Source organism: Halorientalis brevis (assembly GCF_042678165.1).
GTDB classification, from domain to species: Archaea; Halobacteriota; Halobacteria; order Halobacteriales; family Haloarculaceae; genus Halorientalis; species Halorientalis brevis.
In genome coordinates this window covers 56,786-72,326 of sequence record NZ_JBHUDJ010000009.1, presented here as the reverse complement: position 1 = coordinate 72,326, position 15,541 = coordinate 56,786, and the positions used below count along the sequence as shown (strand labels likewise).

Annotated in this window: 15 protein-coding genes and 2 CRISPR repeat arrays (1 of these 17 only partly in view); of the genes, 4 read left to right on the top strand and 11 right to left on the bottom strand. The window is 56.3% G+C overall.

Features of this window, described 5'->3' with window-relative positions:
* Nucleotides 1-3 precede the first annotated feature (3 nt).
* Nucleotides 4-789, bottom strand: a complete 786-nt coding sequence (locus ACFR9U_RS14630) for a hypothetical protein (protein ID WP_247381614.1) — start codon at nucleotides 787-789, stop codon at nucleotides 4-6.
* Nucleotides 790-1,158: 369 nt separating this feature from the next.
* Here ACFR9U_RS14630 and ACFR9U_RS14625 point away from each other — a divergent pair, with 369 nt between their 5' ends.
* A complete protein-coding gene (locus ACFR9U_RS14625; protein ID WP_247381615.1) occupies nucleotides 1,159-1,431 on the top strand; it encodes a winged helix-turn-helix domain-containing protein in 273 nt (90 codons plus the stop codon).
* Here the strand turns inward: ACFR9U_RS14625 and ACFR9U_RS14620 are convergent.
* A complete protein-coding gene (locus tag ACFR9U_RS14620; RefSeq protein WP_247381616.1) occupies nucleotides 1,410-1,637 on the bottom strand; it encodes a winged helix-turn-helix domain-containing protein in 228 nt (75 codons plus the stop codon). The two genes, ACFR9U_RS14625 and ACFR9U_RS14620, sit on opposite strands and share 22 nt — an antisense overlap.
* A 159-nt stretch (nucleotides 1,638-1,796) precedes the next feature.
* On the opposite strand from ACFR9U_RS14620, the gene ACFR9U_RS14615 reads away from it, so the two are divergent.
* Together ACFR9U_RS14615 and ACFR9U_RS14610 are read left to right on the top strand one after the other, a co-directional pair.
* Nucleotides 1,797-2,126: a class-II aminoacyl-tRNA synthetase family protein gene (locus ACFR9U_RS14615; RefSeq protein ID WP_247381617.1), complete on the top strand. Its 330-nt coding sequence runs from the start codon at nucleotides 1,797-1,799 to the stop codon at nucleotides 2,124-2,126.
* Nucleotides 2,123-2,377, top strand: coding sequence for a hypothetical protein (locus ACFR9U_RS14610; protein WP_247381618.1), 255 nt, complete (start codon nucleotides 2,123-2,125; stop codon nucleotides 2,375-2,377). Before ACFR9U_RS14615 ends, ACFR9U_RS14610 begins: the two co-directional genes overlap by 4 nt.
* 80 nt (nucleotides 2,378-2,457) lie before the next feature.
* A CRISPR array of direct repeats spans nucleotides 2,458-3,081; the repeat unit is 37 nt; unit sequence GTTTCAATCCCGTACTGGGTTTTCTGCCCGTCGCGAC.
* A 115-nt stretch (nucleotides 3,082-3,196) separates the two neighbouring features.
* On the opposite strand, the gene cas2 is transcribed toward ACFR9U_RS14610, so the two are convergent.
* The 9 genes from cas2 to cas6 are packed head-to-tail and all read right to left on the bottom strand — an operon-like array spanning nucleotide 3,197 to nucleotide 12,576.
* A complete protein-coding gene (cas2, locus tag ACFR9U_RS14605; protein WP_247381619.1) occupies nucleotides 3,197-3,469 on the bottom strand; it encodes a CRISPR-associated endonuclease Cas2 in 273 nt (90 codons plus the stop codon).
* Nucleotides 3,470-3,471: 2 nt separating this feature from the next.
* Nucleotides 3,472-4,467 (bottom strand): CRISPR-associated endonuclease Cas1, encoded by a 996-nt coding sequence (gene cas1, locus ACFR9U_RS14600; RefSeq protein ID WP_247381621.1) that lies wholly within the window; start codon nucleotides 4,465-4,467, stop codon nucleotides 3,472-3,474.
* Nucleotides 4,464-5,072 (bottom strand): CRISPR-associated protein Cas4, encoded by a 609-nt coding sequence (gene cas4, locus ACFR9U_RS14595; protein ID WP_247381623.1) that lies wholly within the window; start codon nucleotides 5,070-5,072, stop codon nucleotides 4,464-4,466. The genes cas1 and cas4 overlap by 4 nt, the downstream gene beginning before the upstream one ends.
* Complete coding sequence (gene cas3, locus ACFR9U_RS14590; RefSeq protein WP_247381625.1) at nucleotides 5,069-7,174, bottom strand: type I-D CRISPR-associated helicase Cas3'; 2,106 nt, start codon at nucleotides 7,172-7,174, stop codon at nucleotides 5,069-5,071. Before cas3 ends, cas4 begins: the two co-directional genes overlap by 4 nt.
* Nucleotides 7,171-7,878 carry a type I-D CRISPR-associated protein Cas5/Csc1 gene (gene cas5d, locus ACFR9U_RS14585; RefSeq protein ID WP_247381627.1) on the bottom strand — a complete coding sequence of 236 codons (708 nt, stop codon included), beginning with the start codon at nucleotides 7,876-7,878 and terminating at the stop codon, nucleotides 7,171-7,173. Before cas5d ends, cas3 begins: the two co-directional genes overlap by 4 nt.
* Before the next feature lie 4 nt (nucleotides 7,879-7,882).
* Nucleotides 7,883-8,878 (bottom strand): type I-D CRISPR-associated protein Cas7/Csc2, encoded by a 996-nt coding sequence (gene cas7d, locus ACFR9U_RS14580; RefSeq protein WP_247381630.1) that lies wholly within the window; start codon nucleotides 8,876-8,878, stop codon nucleotides 7,883-7,885.
* Nucleotides 8,875-9,318 (bottom strand): type I-D CRISPR-associated protein Cas10d/Csc3, encoded by a 444-nt coding sequence (gene cas10d, locus ACFR9U_RS14575; RefSeq protein ID WP_282594422.1) that lies wholly within the window; start codon nucleotides 9,316-9,318, stop codon nucleotides 8,875-8,877. The genes cas7d and cas10d (ACFR9U_RS14575) overlap by 4 nt, the downstream gene beginning before the upstream one ends.
* The gene (cas10d, locus tag ACFR9U_RS14570) at nucleotides 9,315-11,822 is read right to left on the bottom strand and encodes a type I-D CRISPR-associated protein Cas10d/Csc3 (RefSeq protein WP_282594423.1); all 2,508 of its coding nucleotides are present in this window, start codon (nucleotides 11,820-11,822) and stop codon (nucleotides 9,315-9,317) included. Before cas10d (ACFR9U_RS14570) ends, cas10d (ACFR9U_RS14575) begins: the two co-directional genes overlap by 4 nt.
* On the bottom strand, nucleotides 11,812-12,576 hold the full coding sequence (gene cas6, locus ACFR9U_RS14565; RefSeq protein ID WP_379814625.1) for a CRISPR system precrRNA processing endoribonuclease RAMP protein Cas6: 765 nt from the start codon (nucleotides 12,574-12,576) through the stop codon (nucleotides 11,812-11,814). Before cas6 ends, cas10d (ACFR9U_RS14570) begins: the two co-directional genes overlap by 11 nt.
* A gap of 274 nt (nucleotides 12,577-12,850) precedes the next feature.
* Between cas6 and csa3 the strand changes: the two genes are divergently transcribed.
* Nucleotides 12,851-13,498, top strand: a complete 648-nt coding sequence (gene csa3, locus ACFR9U_RS14560; protein ID WP_247381634.1) for a CRISPR-associated CARF protein Csa3 — start codon at nucleotides 12,851-12,853, stop codon at nucleotides 13,496-13,498.
* A gap of 109 nt (nucleotides 13,499-13,607) precedes the next feature.
* Nucleotides 13,608-15,541: a CRISPR direct-repeat array (repeat unit 37 nt; unit sequence GTCGAAGCAGGGAGAAAACCCAAGACGGGATTGAAAC); it runs 2,049 nt beyond the window's last position.

The window sequence follows — 15,541 nt, the reverse complement described above, 5'->3', positions numbered from 1 at the left end:
GTATCAGCCGGTCACCCCCGTCACAACGGGCGTGACGCCACCCGTCCGTGTTTTCCCAGCGGTCGCCTCCAACAGATCCAACCCGAGATACCGACTGTCCAGCAGCCCCTCGGCCGTTGCCATGTCCATCGTCAGTAGTTCCTTCGGCTCCTGTGACCGGCTGACCTGCCGGCGTTTCACCCGGACGTCGTCACCCCCCAACTCCTGCAACTGATCCCACACCCGGTGGATCGTCTGGCGATGCGGTGACTCCCCCAGGTGCGCCGTGAGAGCCGTTTCGAGGTGGTCCCGCGTGAAGAAGATCCCGCTCCCGTCGGTCCGTCGCTGGGCGAACTCCGGCCAGCGTTTCGCCACACAGATCGCGCGGTAGGTGTTCGACCGATTGCTGTCCTCGACGAACAGCTCCTTCGCCTTCGACTGCCGGCAGTTCGCAAAGAAATCCAGTGGCGACGACGACGGCTCGACGCCCTGGGGGAGTTGCTCGGCATCCTCCTGCTGGTCTGTGTCGGCGGCAACCTGCTCGGCTTTGGCGCTCGCACTCCGGGCGATGTCCCGCGTCTTCTCGCTGTCGGCTTCGAGGTCGGCGACGCGTTCCTCCAGGGCGTTGATCCGGCTGACCTGGTCGGTGATCGTCTGCTGTTGCTTGTCGATGAGTTCCTGTTGTGCTTCGACGGTCTCGCGGAGCTGCTGGCACTCGGCGAGGAGTTGCTTGGTGAGAGATACTTCCTCAGCCGTGAGTGTATCGTCAGGAATGGGGCAACATTCGGGGTCGTCGGATGGCTCTGTCATGATGCCTCCTGACCACCGTGGCTGGCGGGAAGTGTGGCAACACTTCTAACCAACAGAGTCGGGGTAGTAAGTTGGATGTTGGTTAATGGGATCTGGAGATTCTGTGGAGATACTATCGACTGTCGGTGAGAGGTTTCAAGCCCCTCGATATCGTAGGCTGACATGGCTTCTGCCTCGTCGGGAGCCTCACGCGGCGGCCTGTTTAGGGCAGGTCGCCACCGTTTCTGAAGCGTGGCGACGGTGCCACCGCGTCGAGACTATGCTCGATTTTAATCGCGAACCATGTAGTTGTTCCGGAACAATGGGTGATGCGCATCAACTTCTGACAATGCTCAGATATTTATTAAGCTCCGGGCTGCAGTGTAGGTAGTGCCGACAAACGACGGCTCGATCCCCGATGATGAATTTCTTCGCGTAGCTGCTCTGCTCCCTGATCCGGTCTTCACAGCTAAAGAAGTGACTGAGAACTTGCCGATCTCGAACCAGGCAGTCAATAAGCGACTCAACAAACTCGAAGAAAATGATCTGATCGCGTCGAAGCGTGTCGGCGCAGCTGCTGTCGTCTATTGGTTGACTCCGGCTGGGAAGCAGAAAGTAGGAGAAACGCTCTCTGAATGGCGTCAATCATCTGAGAGCCAGTAAACGACAGCCGAGCTGCCGACTCGTTTTCTCCCAACTTCTCCATTCTCGTGGAGTTGCTTCACCCGGTAGTTTGCTGCCTGGGTGGAGATTCCGAATGTCTCTGCAATCTCCGGGGCAGTCAGAACAGGCGTTTCCGAGATGCGAAACAACCGCTTGATATTCTCGTAGCTCAATTCACCCACCTTATCGGGGTCAGTCACGCTCATTATTCCATTGAATGTTGTTCCGCGTCAAAGAGTTTATGGTGGTGGCGGCACATTAATTAGATACGCGAACACGTCGCTCTTGGGCGATTACACTGGATGAATGTGAATTGCCCACCGTGCTAGGGACACGGCGAGCAGGGTTCGCGTAGGAAGCTACGCATGACAGACAACGACACTTCGAGAGAAAAATCTGTTGCACAGCGAGCCGGCGTCATCGGCTACGACCGACGCGGCCGGTGCCACCGCTGGGACCCCGTCCGGGCCACGCTCTACGTCACCGTCGACGGCGACGTCGTCCACACGGAGGAACTCGCCCGGCCGGCCGTCCAGCACTGGATCGACTACGTTCGCGACGACAAGTGCGGCTGGATCGACGAGTGGTGGAACACGGCAACGCCAGCGCACGACCGCCACCAGGCCGCGAAGGCGCAGGCGGCGGACATCCGCTACAACCTGGCGAAGGACTCTGCGCAGGAGGCGACGGCATGAACTGCCGCGTGGAAGCCCGCCACCGTGCCCACAACGCCGTGAACGAACTCGAAGCCGTCCCCGCGGTGATCGGGGTCGACGTTATCGCCCCGAGCGTCGATCCGACTGACCAGTGGACGCTGGAACTGACGCTCCGAACTGACGGGGTTCCAGCCGTCGTGAACAGCATTCTCGGCGAATACGGACTGACGCTCAAACACGCCGGCCCACGCAGCGACTGGTGGCACGGCATGGCTGTGGTTGAGCAGTAAGCTACCATCAGATATTTTTGAACCGGTTTTCTGCCCGTCGCGACGGTTGCGGGCTTCGCGTCGAAGTAGTACGTGACGTTGTTTCAATCCCGTACTGGGTTTTCTGCCCGTCGCGACCCGGTTATTCGGTCGTATCCTCGCCAACAAAAGATGGTGTTTCAATCCCGTACTGGGTTTTCTGCCCGTCGCGACAAGACAGGGTCGCCCTCGATAGTGTGGGGTTTCACGCCGTTTCAATCCCGTACTGGGTTTTCTGCCCGTCGCGACTCTTGAGCGGGACCTTTGAGACGAGCGCAGTCAGCGAGTTTCAATCCCGTACTGGGTTTTCTGCCCGTCGCGACGGAGATCCGCGAGTTTATCGCGACGCGTCCTGATCGTTTCAATCCCGTACTGGGTTTTCTGCCCGTCGCGACAGGTTCGAAGCTTTCACCCTCAATGTCGTTATTGAGTTTCAATCCCGTACTGGGTTTTCTGCCCGTCGCGACCTACGATCGAGATGTGCCGAACGATATCGATCGGCGTTTCAATCCCGTACTGGGTTTTCTGCCCGTCGCGACGGAACTCCGGTACATCAAACAGAAGCGAACGCGTTTCAATCCCGTACTGGGTTTTCTGCCCGTCGCGACCATCGTCCGCCTCGCCGGCGTCAGCAGCGGCGACATCCGCGGTTTCAATCCCGTACTGGGTTTTCTGCCCGTCGCGACAGGGGGTCGAAATACGGCTATATGGCTCAAAAAGCTTTCTCAGTCCCGCAAATTAGCACCCGACTACGTCGACCGGGGCTGTACAGCTACTTCATAAAGGTCCACGTAACCAGCATCAGATCACGTTGGATTGCTCGCTCGGCGGATCCTCGCCAAGGTCCGTCGTATCATCGAGACACGACTGACAGAGGCGATAGATCCGGATCCGGTCACCATCGCTCGGTTCAATATGCGATTCGAGTTCGTCTTCGAGCTCGACTCGCTCAGACTTGGAGACGTCGACTTCGAAGACGCTGTACTGTCGCCACGCCCCATATCGCTGAAGCGTTCGATACACTCGTCGACGGTTCGCATCGTCGCTGATGTCGTACGCAATTGCCAGGCGCATCGTTATTTTGAGAACGTGAGTGCGTGGTACTCGTCCAGTTCGTCAGTAATCGCTTTCCGTAACAGGATCGCCTGCTGTCGAACGGCCTTGCGGCGTGAGACGGTGTACTCAAAGTAGGGGTGTGTGAATTCCTCCTGCATGAACTCGTCAAACTTCGAGCAGTAGGTTTTGAACGCATCATCCGCCAGGTGATTGTCCTGGGTGAATTCGTCGTGCGTGATGACGCCCCGATTCACTAATCGTGTCACGAAGGCATCGCAGAAGATCGGCCTGAACTCTTCTTGAAGATCGAGTGCCAGTGACGGCCGACCGTGTCGGTCGGCATGCAGCACACCCAGGAACGGATCGAGGTTGTACTGCCGGAGCGCACTCAACACCTCGTTTTTCATGAAGACGTAGGTCAGCGACAACAGCGAGTTGATGTGGTCCTCCGGTGGCCGCTTCGTCCGTTTCTCGAACGTCCACCCGTCAGTGAGCGTCTCGTCGAGGCGGGTGAAGTACCGTTCGCTGGCTTCTCCCTCGACACCCCGAAGGTCATCTTTAGAGGTAACGTTGGTCGCTCGAACACCGAGATCCTTCAGCACATCTGTCCCGTGGACGCCTTTGCGGGAAAGCAGTGTTCTGCCGTTGCGGATTTTGGCTGCGATCATCGCCGCCGCGATATCCAGCTCGGTCGTCTCGGAGAGTGCGTACTGTGCCCGTCGAACTTCCGCGATCGTGTTCTTCTCCGGGACGAAGCTCCCTCGATACTGCCCGTTCTCGGTGAAGTAGTTCAGGATGATTCCGTGTTCGTTCGCTTCGGCTACGAACGGCGTCGAAAAGTTCACACCACCGAAGACGTTGATCGTGTCGAGTTTCTCGGTGGGGAAGGTGGCCAGTTCGCCCTCGTCACCGTCGACGTCCCACACGACGATTCGACCGCCGTCTTTGCGAACCTGCGTACCTTGTGTGGTGACGTAGACGACCGACTCGTCGAACATGCCTTCAGTCGCTTTCATACTTCACCCTCCCACCCGGTTCCGCGGGCTTTCTCTGGTTCGAGGATCGCCGTCTCCTCGGGCATGCAATACGAGCGTGCCGAACACGCTTCGCATTTCGATGGGTTGTCAGTGAACGAAGGGATTGTGTCAACGGTCATTGATTGAATCCGGGAAATAATCTCGGTTACCGTGCGGCGGTGTTCGTCTGTAATGTGGATTGCATGACGTTCATCAGTCGAGTAAAGATAGATGTATCCAACATTCACTGATTCGTCGATAGCATCTTCGAGCAGCAGACAATATGCCGCTATCTGTACCTCGTCACTCGGGTAGTAGTCCCCGCTTTCGGCTCGCTTCCGTTCGATTGGGGTGAGTGTCCCTCTGTCGCTCTCTATCAGGTCGATTTTCCCGTGTAACCCCAACTCGTCGGATCGGAAGTATTGTTCAGTAGTCCAGCCGCCACGTTGTGCCTGAGCAGCATGTTTTGAACGTCCATCGGCCAGTTCGTACGGCGTGCCAATCTGATCGTGATACCGTTGGTAGTAGTACCGGCGTGGACAGTACACGTATTCCTGTAACGCACTTACGTGAACGAGTTCGTCTCGAAAGCTGGCTCTCGTCATAGACCACTGAGGAACTCTTGGTCGTCATTACCGGTCAGTTGCTGTTCCTGCTCAAGAACGTGACAATGCAGATAGAGCGCATCGGTGCCAACAGCGAGGCTATGGAGGTCTTCGTTCTGAACGCGAATCGGATAGAGGAAGAAGAAGTCGTCGAGTTCATACTGCCGTTTCACCCGGTTTGGAGTTCCACTAACGGCATAGCACAACAGCCCAGATTCGTCGTCGATAGAGTTCTGTCCACGTTCACGAAGACTCTCGTTAACCTTCGTCACAGACGGGACGCGAGAACCAGTGTCGTTGGGATCGACATCGATTTGCAGCCCGGTTTGGATCTGTGGCTTCCGACTGGTATTCGACGTACCGTCTATCCAGGCGTTCAGCACAGCTCCCGTGAAGTACACGTTTCGGCCAAATCCCTCATCGTTTGTCTCTATCGTTCCGTCATATAGACAGAATCCGTCGACGTAGCGCTCTTGCCGATCGATCTTTGATCTCTGATCCGGTGGAGCACACTGCTCGAAGGTATTTCGATCAACAAACTCTACGTCGCCATATCGAAGCAAGTAGAACAGGTCATAGGTGGTGATGCGATCTCTTGTTCGATCGTAGACCAGTGCCTGAATGTTGTCACCCCGATACCACTGTAAGGCCGTCAGGACACGCCAATCAAGCGCGTCTGTAAACGCTTCCATGTCCCGGAGTGAAAAACCGGCCCCAGAACCGACGCCGAAGTGCCGCTCAATTCGATCAAGCGTCGACTGCTTGATCGCCTGCTGTTCGTCAGGGGGTGCATTCTGGAGGCGATCGTCCAGATGCTCAAACCCCTCGGCCGCCGAATACCGTGCATCGAATGTCTCGGGCTGCCGTGGTTCAGGATAAGCCGCAGCCAAGATATCGTCGAGTTCGCTTCGGGTGACAACACGTTCCCCGTACTCCGACAAGCAGTCAGCGATTGTTCGAGGAACGTAACATCGCGCCTGTTTCCAGTCGGAGGCCGATCGTAGTCGCCCAAGTCGCTGCAGAAAACTATCTCGGTTGTGACCAGCGAACAGAATTTGATCGACCTCAAAATCAATACCCACTTCGACTGCAGAGTTGCTTACCAGTACGTCGAACCGGTCCAGTTTTTCGGCTTTGTTTTCCTCATAGAACCCGTCGATCCGTTCGACGTTCCCATCGATCTCTTCGTCAAGCCACGTATGGATTCGTCCGACTTCGTGAATACCATCCAGCATGACGACTGTCCGGTCTCCTCGACAGAATGCGAGCGTGTCTTCCTGTTCCTCAAGCAGTGTCTCTGCAGTACCGAAAGTTGGAGCAGTACGCACGTCGAGTTTGACCGGTGGCATCACGCCGTACCAGCCATCGTCCGGTGATTCTGTGTACGAAGCCCGTTCTCGGCTGTCGTGCTCGGTCACGCGGAAGTACGGGGCTTCCATCGCATCCTCAAACAATCGCTCCTGACGCTGATCGGGCGTAGCGCTGAGAAACGCTACTTTGCGGAGCGCAACGATTTCCTCGTCTTCTGTTTGCATCTCGTCAAGGAGAAACCGGAGTGTGTTCTGTTCTTTCCGACCAGCGCGATGGAACTCGTCGACGACGGCTACCTCGAAATCCTTGTACTCACGTGATCCCTTTCGGTAGAGACCACGGCGCATCATCACGAAGATGTCTGGATTCGTAAGGAGAATCCGCTGGTCATTGTATCGTCCCGCCTGTCTGAGCCAATCGTCGAGAACTGCACCGTGAGAATTCGGCCCGAAGTCCTTACTTTGTTCGGACAGCGTCGCTGACGTCACTTTCATCACCGTTACGTCGTGATCAACTGCCGTCGTGGCCTGCCGTTGGATAGCCTCTTGCTGATCCGCGATGAGTGCGTTTGTCGGATAGATCGCGATTGCATCGATCTTGTCAGCGAGCACAGGGGCTAGCCATGATGATGTTTTTCCCCCGCCTGTCGGACTGTCATTGACGGCAACGAATCGGTTGGCATCGTCGAACAATTGCTGCAGCTCTCTCTGGTGAGCAAACGGAGATACGTCAAAGGGATAGGCTATGTCGTGGGTCCGTAAGGCAACACCTGCGAGTTCGAGACTCGTCATCGTTTGGTTTCGAGGAATGTGAGACCTGTTGGGAAACAGACCTGGTCGTTGTCCCCTCGATCGATTCTGATGTATTCGCCCGTGTAATCACCCTGGATCACGAGCGGCGTCGGCTTCATCGATTTCGTGATGACGTTTCCCTCAGGAGGATCGGGATAATCGTACGCTCCAATCGGATGGTTCAGTTGAAACTTTCCGGTCTGCTTGCTGGCGGATCGGCGTTGGATGTCGAGTCGAGCTTTACCCCGTTTCTTCCCTAACCTGATGTACCGAGGCAACCGCTCAGCAAGTTTATTAGGAGCGTGGTTACGTGAGATGACGAAAAACCTAAGCGGTGTTCCGTGTGCGAGTGATCGACGCCGCCCGTACGAAGGCAGGTTTTGTTTGGCGTTCGGATCGTCCTGTGCCGAATAATTCACTTCCGCGTACTCGTCACTTGTCGCATTGTAGGTCGTCGTCACGTAGTTCGGTGTCGTTCCCGAAACTGGCGCTGCAGGCGAGACGTACACGCTAGTGACGTCAGCAGTGTCCTCAACATAGGTGGGTTCGTACGATGTATCCACGTAGCGACCGCTTGCCAGCCCCAGAGCGTAGTAGAGGGCCGTGTTGAGGATGTAAGTCCCGGTGTCTGCCAGCCGTCCGACCTCACGCGACGTGAAGGTGACTTCACCCCGCGTCCTGAGAGTCGCTTCGAGAACCTCCATCCCTCTACTCCGCTTGATCGAGGAACGTCGTCGAGTGATCGCGCTGTTCAGTGAGTACCTCGGCAAGGTCGTCGCTGGTTGCGACATCGACGATGCTGTCTACAGTTTCGTTAGAGACCTGCTGCAGATCGAGACCCTCTGTGTCGATCGCCGCGTCGAACGCATCGCTGACATGCTCAGCTGTGCGAGATGGATCCAACGCCTCGGCCATCACGATGTCCGACACTGTTTCATAGTCCGTCTCATCGTCTGCCCGAAGTCGAGCGATCGTTTCCCGGGTGAGGTCGAGGTTCGCCGGTCCTTCTTCGCTCCCAACGTAGACGCCGAGAATGCGGTTCTTGACGCGGCCCAGCCGCGACGTAGTAGCCCCGTAGCGTTTGTTCTTCGCTGTGATTCCAAGTACGAAGGCAAGTTCCGCAGGAGTGGCGTCTCGTAGTGTAACCACACTGGGGAACATCGTTCCTGGCTCGAAGAAGTCTGGTTCCCGGATCGTCGCCTCGGCGGATTTGGCGTAGTCATCACCGGGGGCGTTCTGGAACTTCTCGTCGATCACGACGCTGGCGTCCCGAAGCGAATAGGCCGTATCGTACATCACCCGAGAGGTGATCGACACGTCGTTGCCTTCATCGCTGCTCGCGGCACTCCCATAGAGGATACAGTCAACGCAGTCTTGGCACATCTCGTTGACCTGCATCGTGCACTCGTCCTCATCTTCATCGAAGAGACCTAGATCTCGCTGGAGAGCTTTTCCAAACCGGCGGTCGCTCCCAGTCTGTTTTCGCATGAACATCAATCCAGGGGCGTAGTCCATCGAGCCGTCCTCAGCATCGAGTGCCACTGTCGCGATGTCGGCATCCTCGCCGTTCGTCGTGAAGACGGCGTGGCTTTCGAGTTCGCGCAAGACGAGAATATTTACGAAGTTACTCCGCGGGCGGAGCGTCATCTCGTCTGCGGGAACGGTACCGGGTTCAAGTTCGGGGTAGGTATTCTGGTCGATCATTGGTCGTCAGTATCTTCGGAATCGTTGTCGAACTGTTCACGCTGCAGGCGCAGAGTCGCCGCGTAGAAGCCGTCGGCGAGATTATTGGCTCGGCGTTTCAATCGGGATGGCTTGCCGTCGAACATCCCGATCAGGACTTCATCGACGAAGAACTCGGCGTACCGTTCGACGCGCTCGTCGTAGGTGCCGCTAATGTCACTGTCCTCGTGTGGAACGCGATACACCTGTTCACTCCGTTCTGGAACTTTCCCAACTCGTCCGGCGACAGCGTCGATCGCGTCCTGCCGGGAAATATCCAGTGGGCCAAACTGCTTGACTGCCTTGACGCTCTCACGGAACACGCGTTCGATCGCATATGGTTTGTCGTTGCCCGGGGCGGGGCGGATGACATCAAATGCGCGCACTGCGAGTTCCGAAATCGTATCACTCGTCTCTTTCATTCGTTTGATGTTTGTGTCTCACTGGTTGTCGATTCGATACCGGTTTCCTGGTCCAGCACTCGCGCTTCCTCCAGCAGATAGCGAGCGTCACTGCTATCATCGGCCTGCGCGATGCGCTTGAGCAGATGGGATCCGGGAAGCAACTGGTTCCGAGTCACGCGAAGGAACTTCGCGAACAGCGCGTCATTTCGTTCGGTGCCATAACCGAGTTTGATCAGTGCCGACGCGGCCCGAAGGCGGGATGCTAACTCAGACAGGCGAATCTCGCTCCCGTAGAAGTCGTGGACCTGCGTGAATCCAGCTCCGATGCGAGCGTAACTCCGGAAGTCACGGCCCTTGATATCAGGGATCGGCGATTCGGAGACATACACGCGCAGACCGGCGTAGGCTGCGACTGCGAGACCGACGTAGACTCCGAAGAACTGGAACTCCGTCTCGTTGTCCTCCGGTTTGTAGTACCCGAGCGTACGAGCGCCGAACTGGGAGCCTGGATCAAACCCTTGATCGAGCATTTCAGCCATCTGGCGGCCGGTATCCGTGTCGAACAGCGCACTCTCGAATCCATCGACGTCCGCCACATCAAGGTCGCCGGTGAGCCATAGTACCGCTTCAGCCAACCGTCCGAGTTCGATTTTGCTTTCTCCACTGAACTGACTCATCACGTCGCTGTAAGAGCGCCACGATAGCGGGGTGTAGAAATAGTCCGGAACCAAGTGGACGAACAGTCTCCCGCCTTCCCTTTCAGACGCCCCGGTCTCCCGCAGGGAGAGTTCGATCTGGCAGGGAATGCATGCGAGAAGATCATCAGGCTTCCCGGCATTCACGGGTACGTGATTTGAATACCCGGCCTGGAGCGTCGTCAGCGACTTCGGGGCCTCGAGGTCGCTTTTTCGCGTACTCGTGGTACCCCTGTTACAGAGGACGCACGTCTTTCCCCGCCTGGTTGAGTGGTACTCTTCGAAGGGATCACTGAGTTCATTATCACTCGCTGGCAGCGGTCGTCCGTCGATCGACACCACATCAGAGACATACGCTGCGAGTTCCGATCGAAGATTCCCCGCATGGGATTCCTCGACGATATCAGCCCAATTTTCATCATATCGACTAAGACCTGAACTAGCCCTCTTTTTCAAATCAACAGGATCAGTCAGACCCTCATCTAGCAAAAATTGCCCAATCCCATAGGCGTAGTCCCATCTCCCTCCAGCAGTCAATGATAGATCCACCTCATCGTCTTCATCGTCCTCAGAAGCGGCTAGCAACCCCTCCAAGATTTCATCAGAGACAGATAAGATATCACATGTCGCTTCCAGTCGAGACTCCGAGTCTGAAATTATGGGATCAACGAAAGAACGGCGTACAGTATATACAAACCTTGCAAGCCCGACTGGTCGACGGGAACGCTCAATATCAGATGGGATGTACTTCTCAAGCTCCTGCATTGTTTCTGCCATATTCTCTGTTGGCTCATCATTTGGATCAGCATCTGAGATAGATTCCTGAGCCACAGCAGCGAGAACAGTGTCAGAACCCGCATAAAAGAAGTCCTGATCATTGATTCCGTAGAAATCCTTGGCATAACGTGTAGACAGGTTCGATCTTAGATCACTCGGCGATGAAAAGGCAGGATGTGATTGTTGTACGTTTTCCTTAAGCTGATCTATAATCTCCTTGACGAGGTTCTGATCGAGTTCAGGTCGTTCCGCCTCCTCAGAAGCGAGATACACACACCCATCCTGATAGATAGCCAGCGGGTGGTATTCGAACGCACCGAGACATTCGGAAATCGCGCTGTTGAGGAGGTTCGTCAGGATTCCTTTCACATCGTCGAGGACGTGGCGGCGAAGTTCGAAGTCCGACTTGAGATATGCACGGTCTATCGCTGTCTGAACTGAGCCGTCTGTCGCCGCTTCTGGAGTATCACATGAGGCCAGGCCGTCTGCCACGCGTACGAACGGGCGCAGATCGTCAAACCGACGCGTCGTTTGATCGTGATTGGCCGTCCAGTCGTCGTGATGATCAATCGCACACGAGCGGAAGTCTTTGGGGGTGAGATCCGGTGCGAAATCGGCGAGCCCGAACTTATCGACATACCGTTGGACTTCCTCGGTGGGAATGTCGAAGCGGCTGTTTGGATCTGCGTCTCGCTCAGGGTCTAGTTTGTGTATATCATGGATGGTGAACAACGCGATTGCAGCCCGAAGATCCGCTTCGTCAAGAGTGTAGCCCCCAAGCGACCGAACGACATCGTTCATCTGCGCCAGAACGAATACGCCGTTTCGGACGTGATTGAGGAGCGATTGATCTGTCTTCCCGTGTTCAACGCTTTTGGCGGTCTCGAAGCCCCATCCAGCGTCGACGATCTTTGGATCTACTGACGTCCGGAAGTCCTCCAAGATGGATTCTTCTATCGAGCCTTCGATTCCGGCCTCATCACCAGTCTGAGAGTGAAGATTTCCGAGAATCGAGTCTAACACCTCTTCTTCCGAGCGGTTATCCGCCATTAGTAACTGTCACCTCCACATTGCCACAGCCTCTCGCAACTGAACTCCCCACACCAGAGTATTCCCCGAACAGTGCCACCGCAACCAACGCGTTCCGCAAGCTCTCATCCGCGTTTTTGAACTCGTACGCGCAGGTCCCCGTGAATCCCTGGCTAAAGAGATTTCGGGTCTTTCCGTCGTCGTTTTCGACGCGATTAACGAGCAGGCTGTGCGTGTCGAAACAGTATCCGTCCTGCTGTTCCGGATCAGGTTTTTCGATCGCCTGGGACTCGACCGCTGATTTCTCCACGTCCAGCTGCAGTTCCTCGGGACACGATCGATTCCACTTCCCTAGCAGTGAGTTGAACACCGCCCATCTGGAGGGGAACATTGTCGTAACGTCACCCGCCAACTCGATGCACGTCGGCGTCTGAAAACACAACTCGATCGTGGGGTCCTCGTACTCGCCGGCTGCTGCAACCAGCTCTTCGTGCGTCGTATTCGAGCTCTCGAAACTATCGACCTGGAGGCTGCCGTGACTGAGCTCGATCGTATCTCCCTGCAAGACGAGCGCGTTCACGAGCGTCTGGAAGATCTCGGAATCGGCCGGGTCGACGATGCCCAGCGTCAACTGGTACTCTTCATCAGGAAGCAGCGTCTTGTGGAAGTCCCGGTCGCTATCCGCGAACACACCTTGAAGCCCGCTGTTGTGCAGGCTCCCGAGCGGTGAGTCGTGGACGTGGGCACTCACCTCCGCATCGACGTCTTCCAACACACCAAGGAGGGCCGAATACACGGAATAGCCGTCGGACACGGGAACGGGGAACCGTGACCTGGGATGCGCCGTCACGTCGATCCGGCGCAACGCATTAGTCGACTGGACTGCTTGGTCGGATATCACGTCTCTGTTACACCTGTTGTCCCACCCATCCAATAAATATTGCCCATCAGTGGGATGATTTCAATTTCATGCAATCAAAATTTTACGTGTGTTAATCCCAGTTCTGTGCAACAGTACTACTTAGGTGGGTCAGCACAATAACCGGGTAATGCGGACGTACATCTCACCGATCGGCTTCAACAGCACCAGTGTCACGCGACCGCTGTTGAGCCGCGGCATCGACTCCGGTGATCAGGTCGTGTTGATACGACCGGACGTGGCGGAAGATCACGAACGGGCAGTCGAAGCAATACACGACGTCGAGCGGCTGGTTCAGGAGATCGAACCGGACATTTCGTTGACCACGGAACGGATTTCCCATACGGAGTTTTCGACGGCTGTGCTGGAGTGCAGTGATCTCATTCAGGCTGCAGAGGGGGAGTGTATCGTCACGCTCGGTGGTGGTGCCAGGGACGTGCTAGTGCCGTTCGTCGTGGCTGCAATCACGCACGTTCGATTGCTCTCTGCTGCGCTCTTCTTCAGCGATCTCGATGGGACGGTGCAGGAGTGGTCGCTGCCCCGGTTGACGGCAACCACTCCTGACCCGACGGTCGAGACCTTGGAGACGATCGCGGCCGTAGACGGTGGGCTCTCGATTCCGGAAGTCACTGCGCGAACAGGACACTCGAAGAGTACTGTCACCCGGCACGTCGGAGCACTTGCAGACGAGGGGATCGTCGAGACCTGGAAAGAAGGGAAAACGAAGTATGCTGCGGTGACGCTGACCGGACAATTGCTGTTGCGGGACGGGTCGTAACTACGTGGACCTTTTTGAAGTCCGTGTACAGCCCAGGTCGACGTAGTCGGCTGGCAAAATGCGCAGGTGAGAAAGGTTTTTGACCGCTATAGCTGTATTTCAACCCCCTGTCGAAGCAGGGAGAAAACCCAAGACGGGATTGAAACTTTTTGACCGGCGCGATGGTGCTCTTTACGAGTATGTCGAAGCAGGGAGAAAACCCAAGACGGGATTGAAACCCGCCACGCGTGCGACTCAACAGTCCGCCAGCGGTCAGGTCGAAGCAGGGAGAAAACCCAAGACGGGATTGAAACTCAGATGACGGCGATACTCGTTGGGAAGGATACAGCGGTCGAAGCAGGGAGAAAACCCAAGACGGGATTGAAACAGGTAATTGCTGAATGGGCCGACAGGCTGGGGGGTGACGTCGAAGCAGGGAGAAAACCCAAGACGGGATTGAAACTCGCTGAAGTTTGCGAGGACCCAGTCTCGCGAGAGGTCGAAGCAGGGAGAAAACCCAAGACGGGATTGAAACATAGCGAACATGCCGGTGACGGCGGCCGTGACGAACGCGTCGAAGCAGGGAGAAAACCCAAGACGGGATTGAAACTCCACGACCATGCCCTTCCGGTCGGCCTGGAGCAGTCGAAGCAGGGAGAAAACCCAAGACGGGATTGAAACAGTGGACACAGGATACGGTGGCCGACGCCGCGGGCGTGACGTCGAAGCAGGGAGAAAACCCAAGACGGGATTGAAACATCGAGGCGGTCGCCCACGACGTGAAGATGGATACGTCGAAGCAGGGAGAAAACCCAAGACGGGATTGAAACCTGACTGGCCGACCGTCGCGAAGTCTTCCTGCGTCGTCGAAGCAGGGAGAAAACCCAAGACGGGATTGAAACACGGCCAGGGTGACGACACGCTGACGCAAGTCCTCGTCGAAGCAGGGAGAAAACCCAAGACGGGATTGAAACCGCGTAGGTGGTACTCCTCGGTCGTCTGGTCTGGGTTGTCGAAGCAGGGAGAAAACCCAAGACGGGATTGAAACAAGGGTTCGTCCCGACCGAGGGCACGCGCCGCCGGAGGTCGAAGCAGGGAGAAAACCCAAGACGGGATTGAAACACGCCGACTTTGTGACTCGTGGCCGCGAGGACGGGTGTCGAAGCAGGGAGAAAACCCAAGACGGGATTGAAACGCCTCGACGACACCGGGAAGATGCTCATCCGCGTCGTCGAAGCAGGGAGAAAACCCAAGACGGGATTGAAACGATGCGGACCCGCCTGAGAGCGACGACGTCGAGGGGCGTCGAAGCAGGGAGAAAACCCAAGACGGGATTGAAACCTGACACTCTCCCGCGGCGCTGACGACCAGCCACGAAGTCGAAGCAGGGAGAAAACCCAAGACGGGATTGAAACACCTCGTGCGCGAGCACGAAGAGATGGACGTCGTCCCGTCGAAGCAGGGAGAAAACCCAAGACGGGATTGAAACTAAGCGAAAGACTGGTCAGCGACCTCGGCAGGCGTCGAAGCAGGGAGAAAACCCAAGACGGGATTGAAACACATCAGCAATTTTTCGTATGAGTTCTGAATCGCCTTGTCGAAGCAGGGAGAAAACCCAAGACGGGATTGAAACCGTGCTCGGGGGTCGAGTCGCGCGTCGGCACGTAGCGTCGAAGCAGGGAGAAAACCCAAGACGGGATTGAAACGTTTCCTGGACCAAGGCCAAGAACAGCGGTTGCAGGTCGAAGCAGGGAGAAAACCCAAGACGGGATTGAAACAGATCGGGTGGGCGCGTCAGCGTGATCGATCGATCGTGTCGAAGCAGGGAGAAAACCCAAGACGGGATTGAAACCATCCTCGTCGCCGACAGCGAGAACGACCGTGTCGGTCGAAGCAGGGAGAAAACCCAAGACGGGATTGAAACGAGTTGTACGGGTTCACGGCGCCGCCGCTCGCCTACGTCGAAGCAGGGAGAAAACCCAAGACGGGATTGAAACGATTCGTATCGGCGTATCAGTGGCGTCCGGAACCTAAGGTCGAAGCAGGGAGAAAACCCAAGACGGG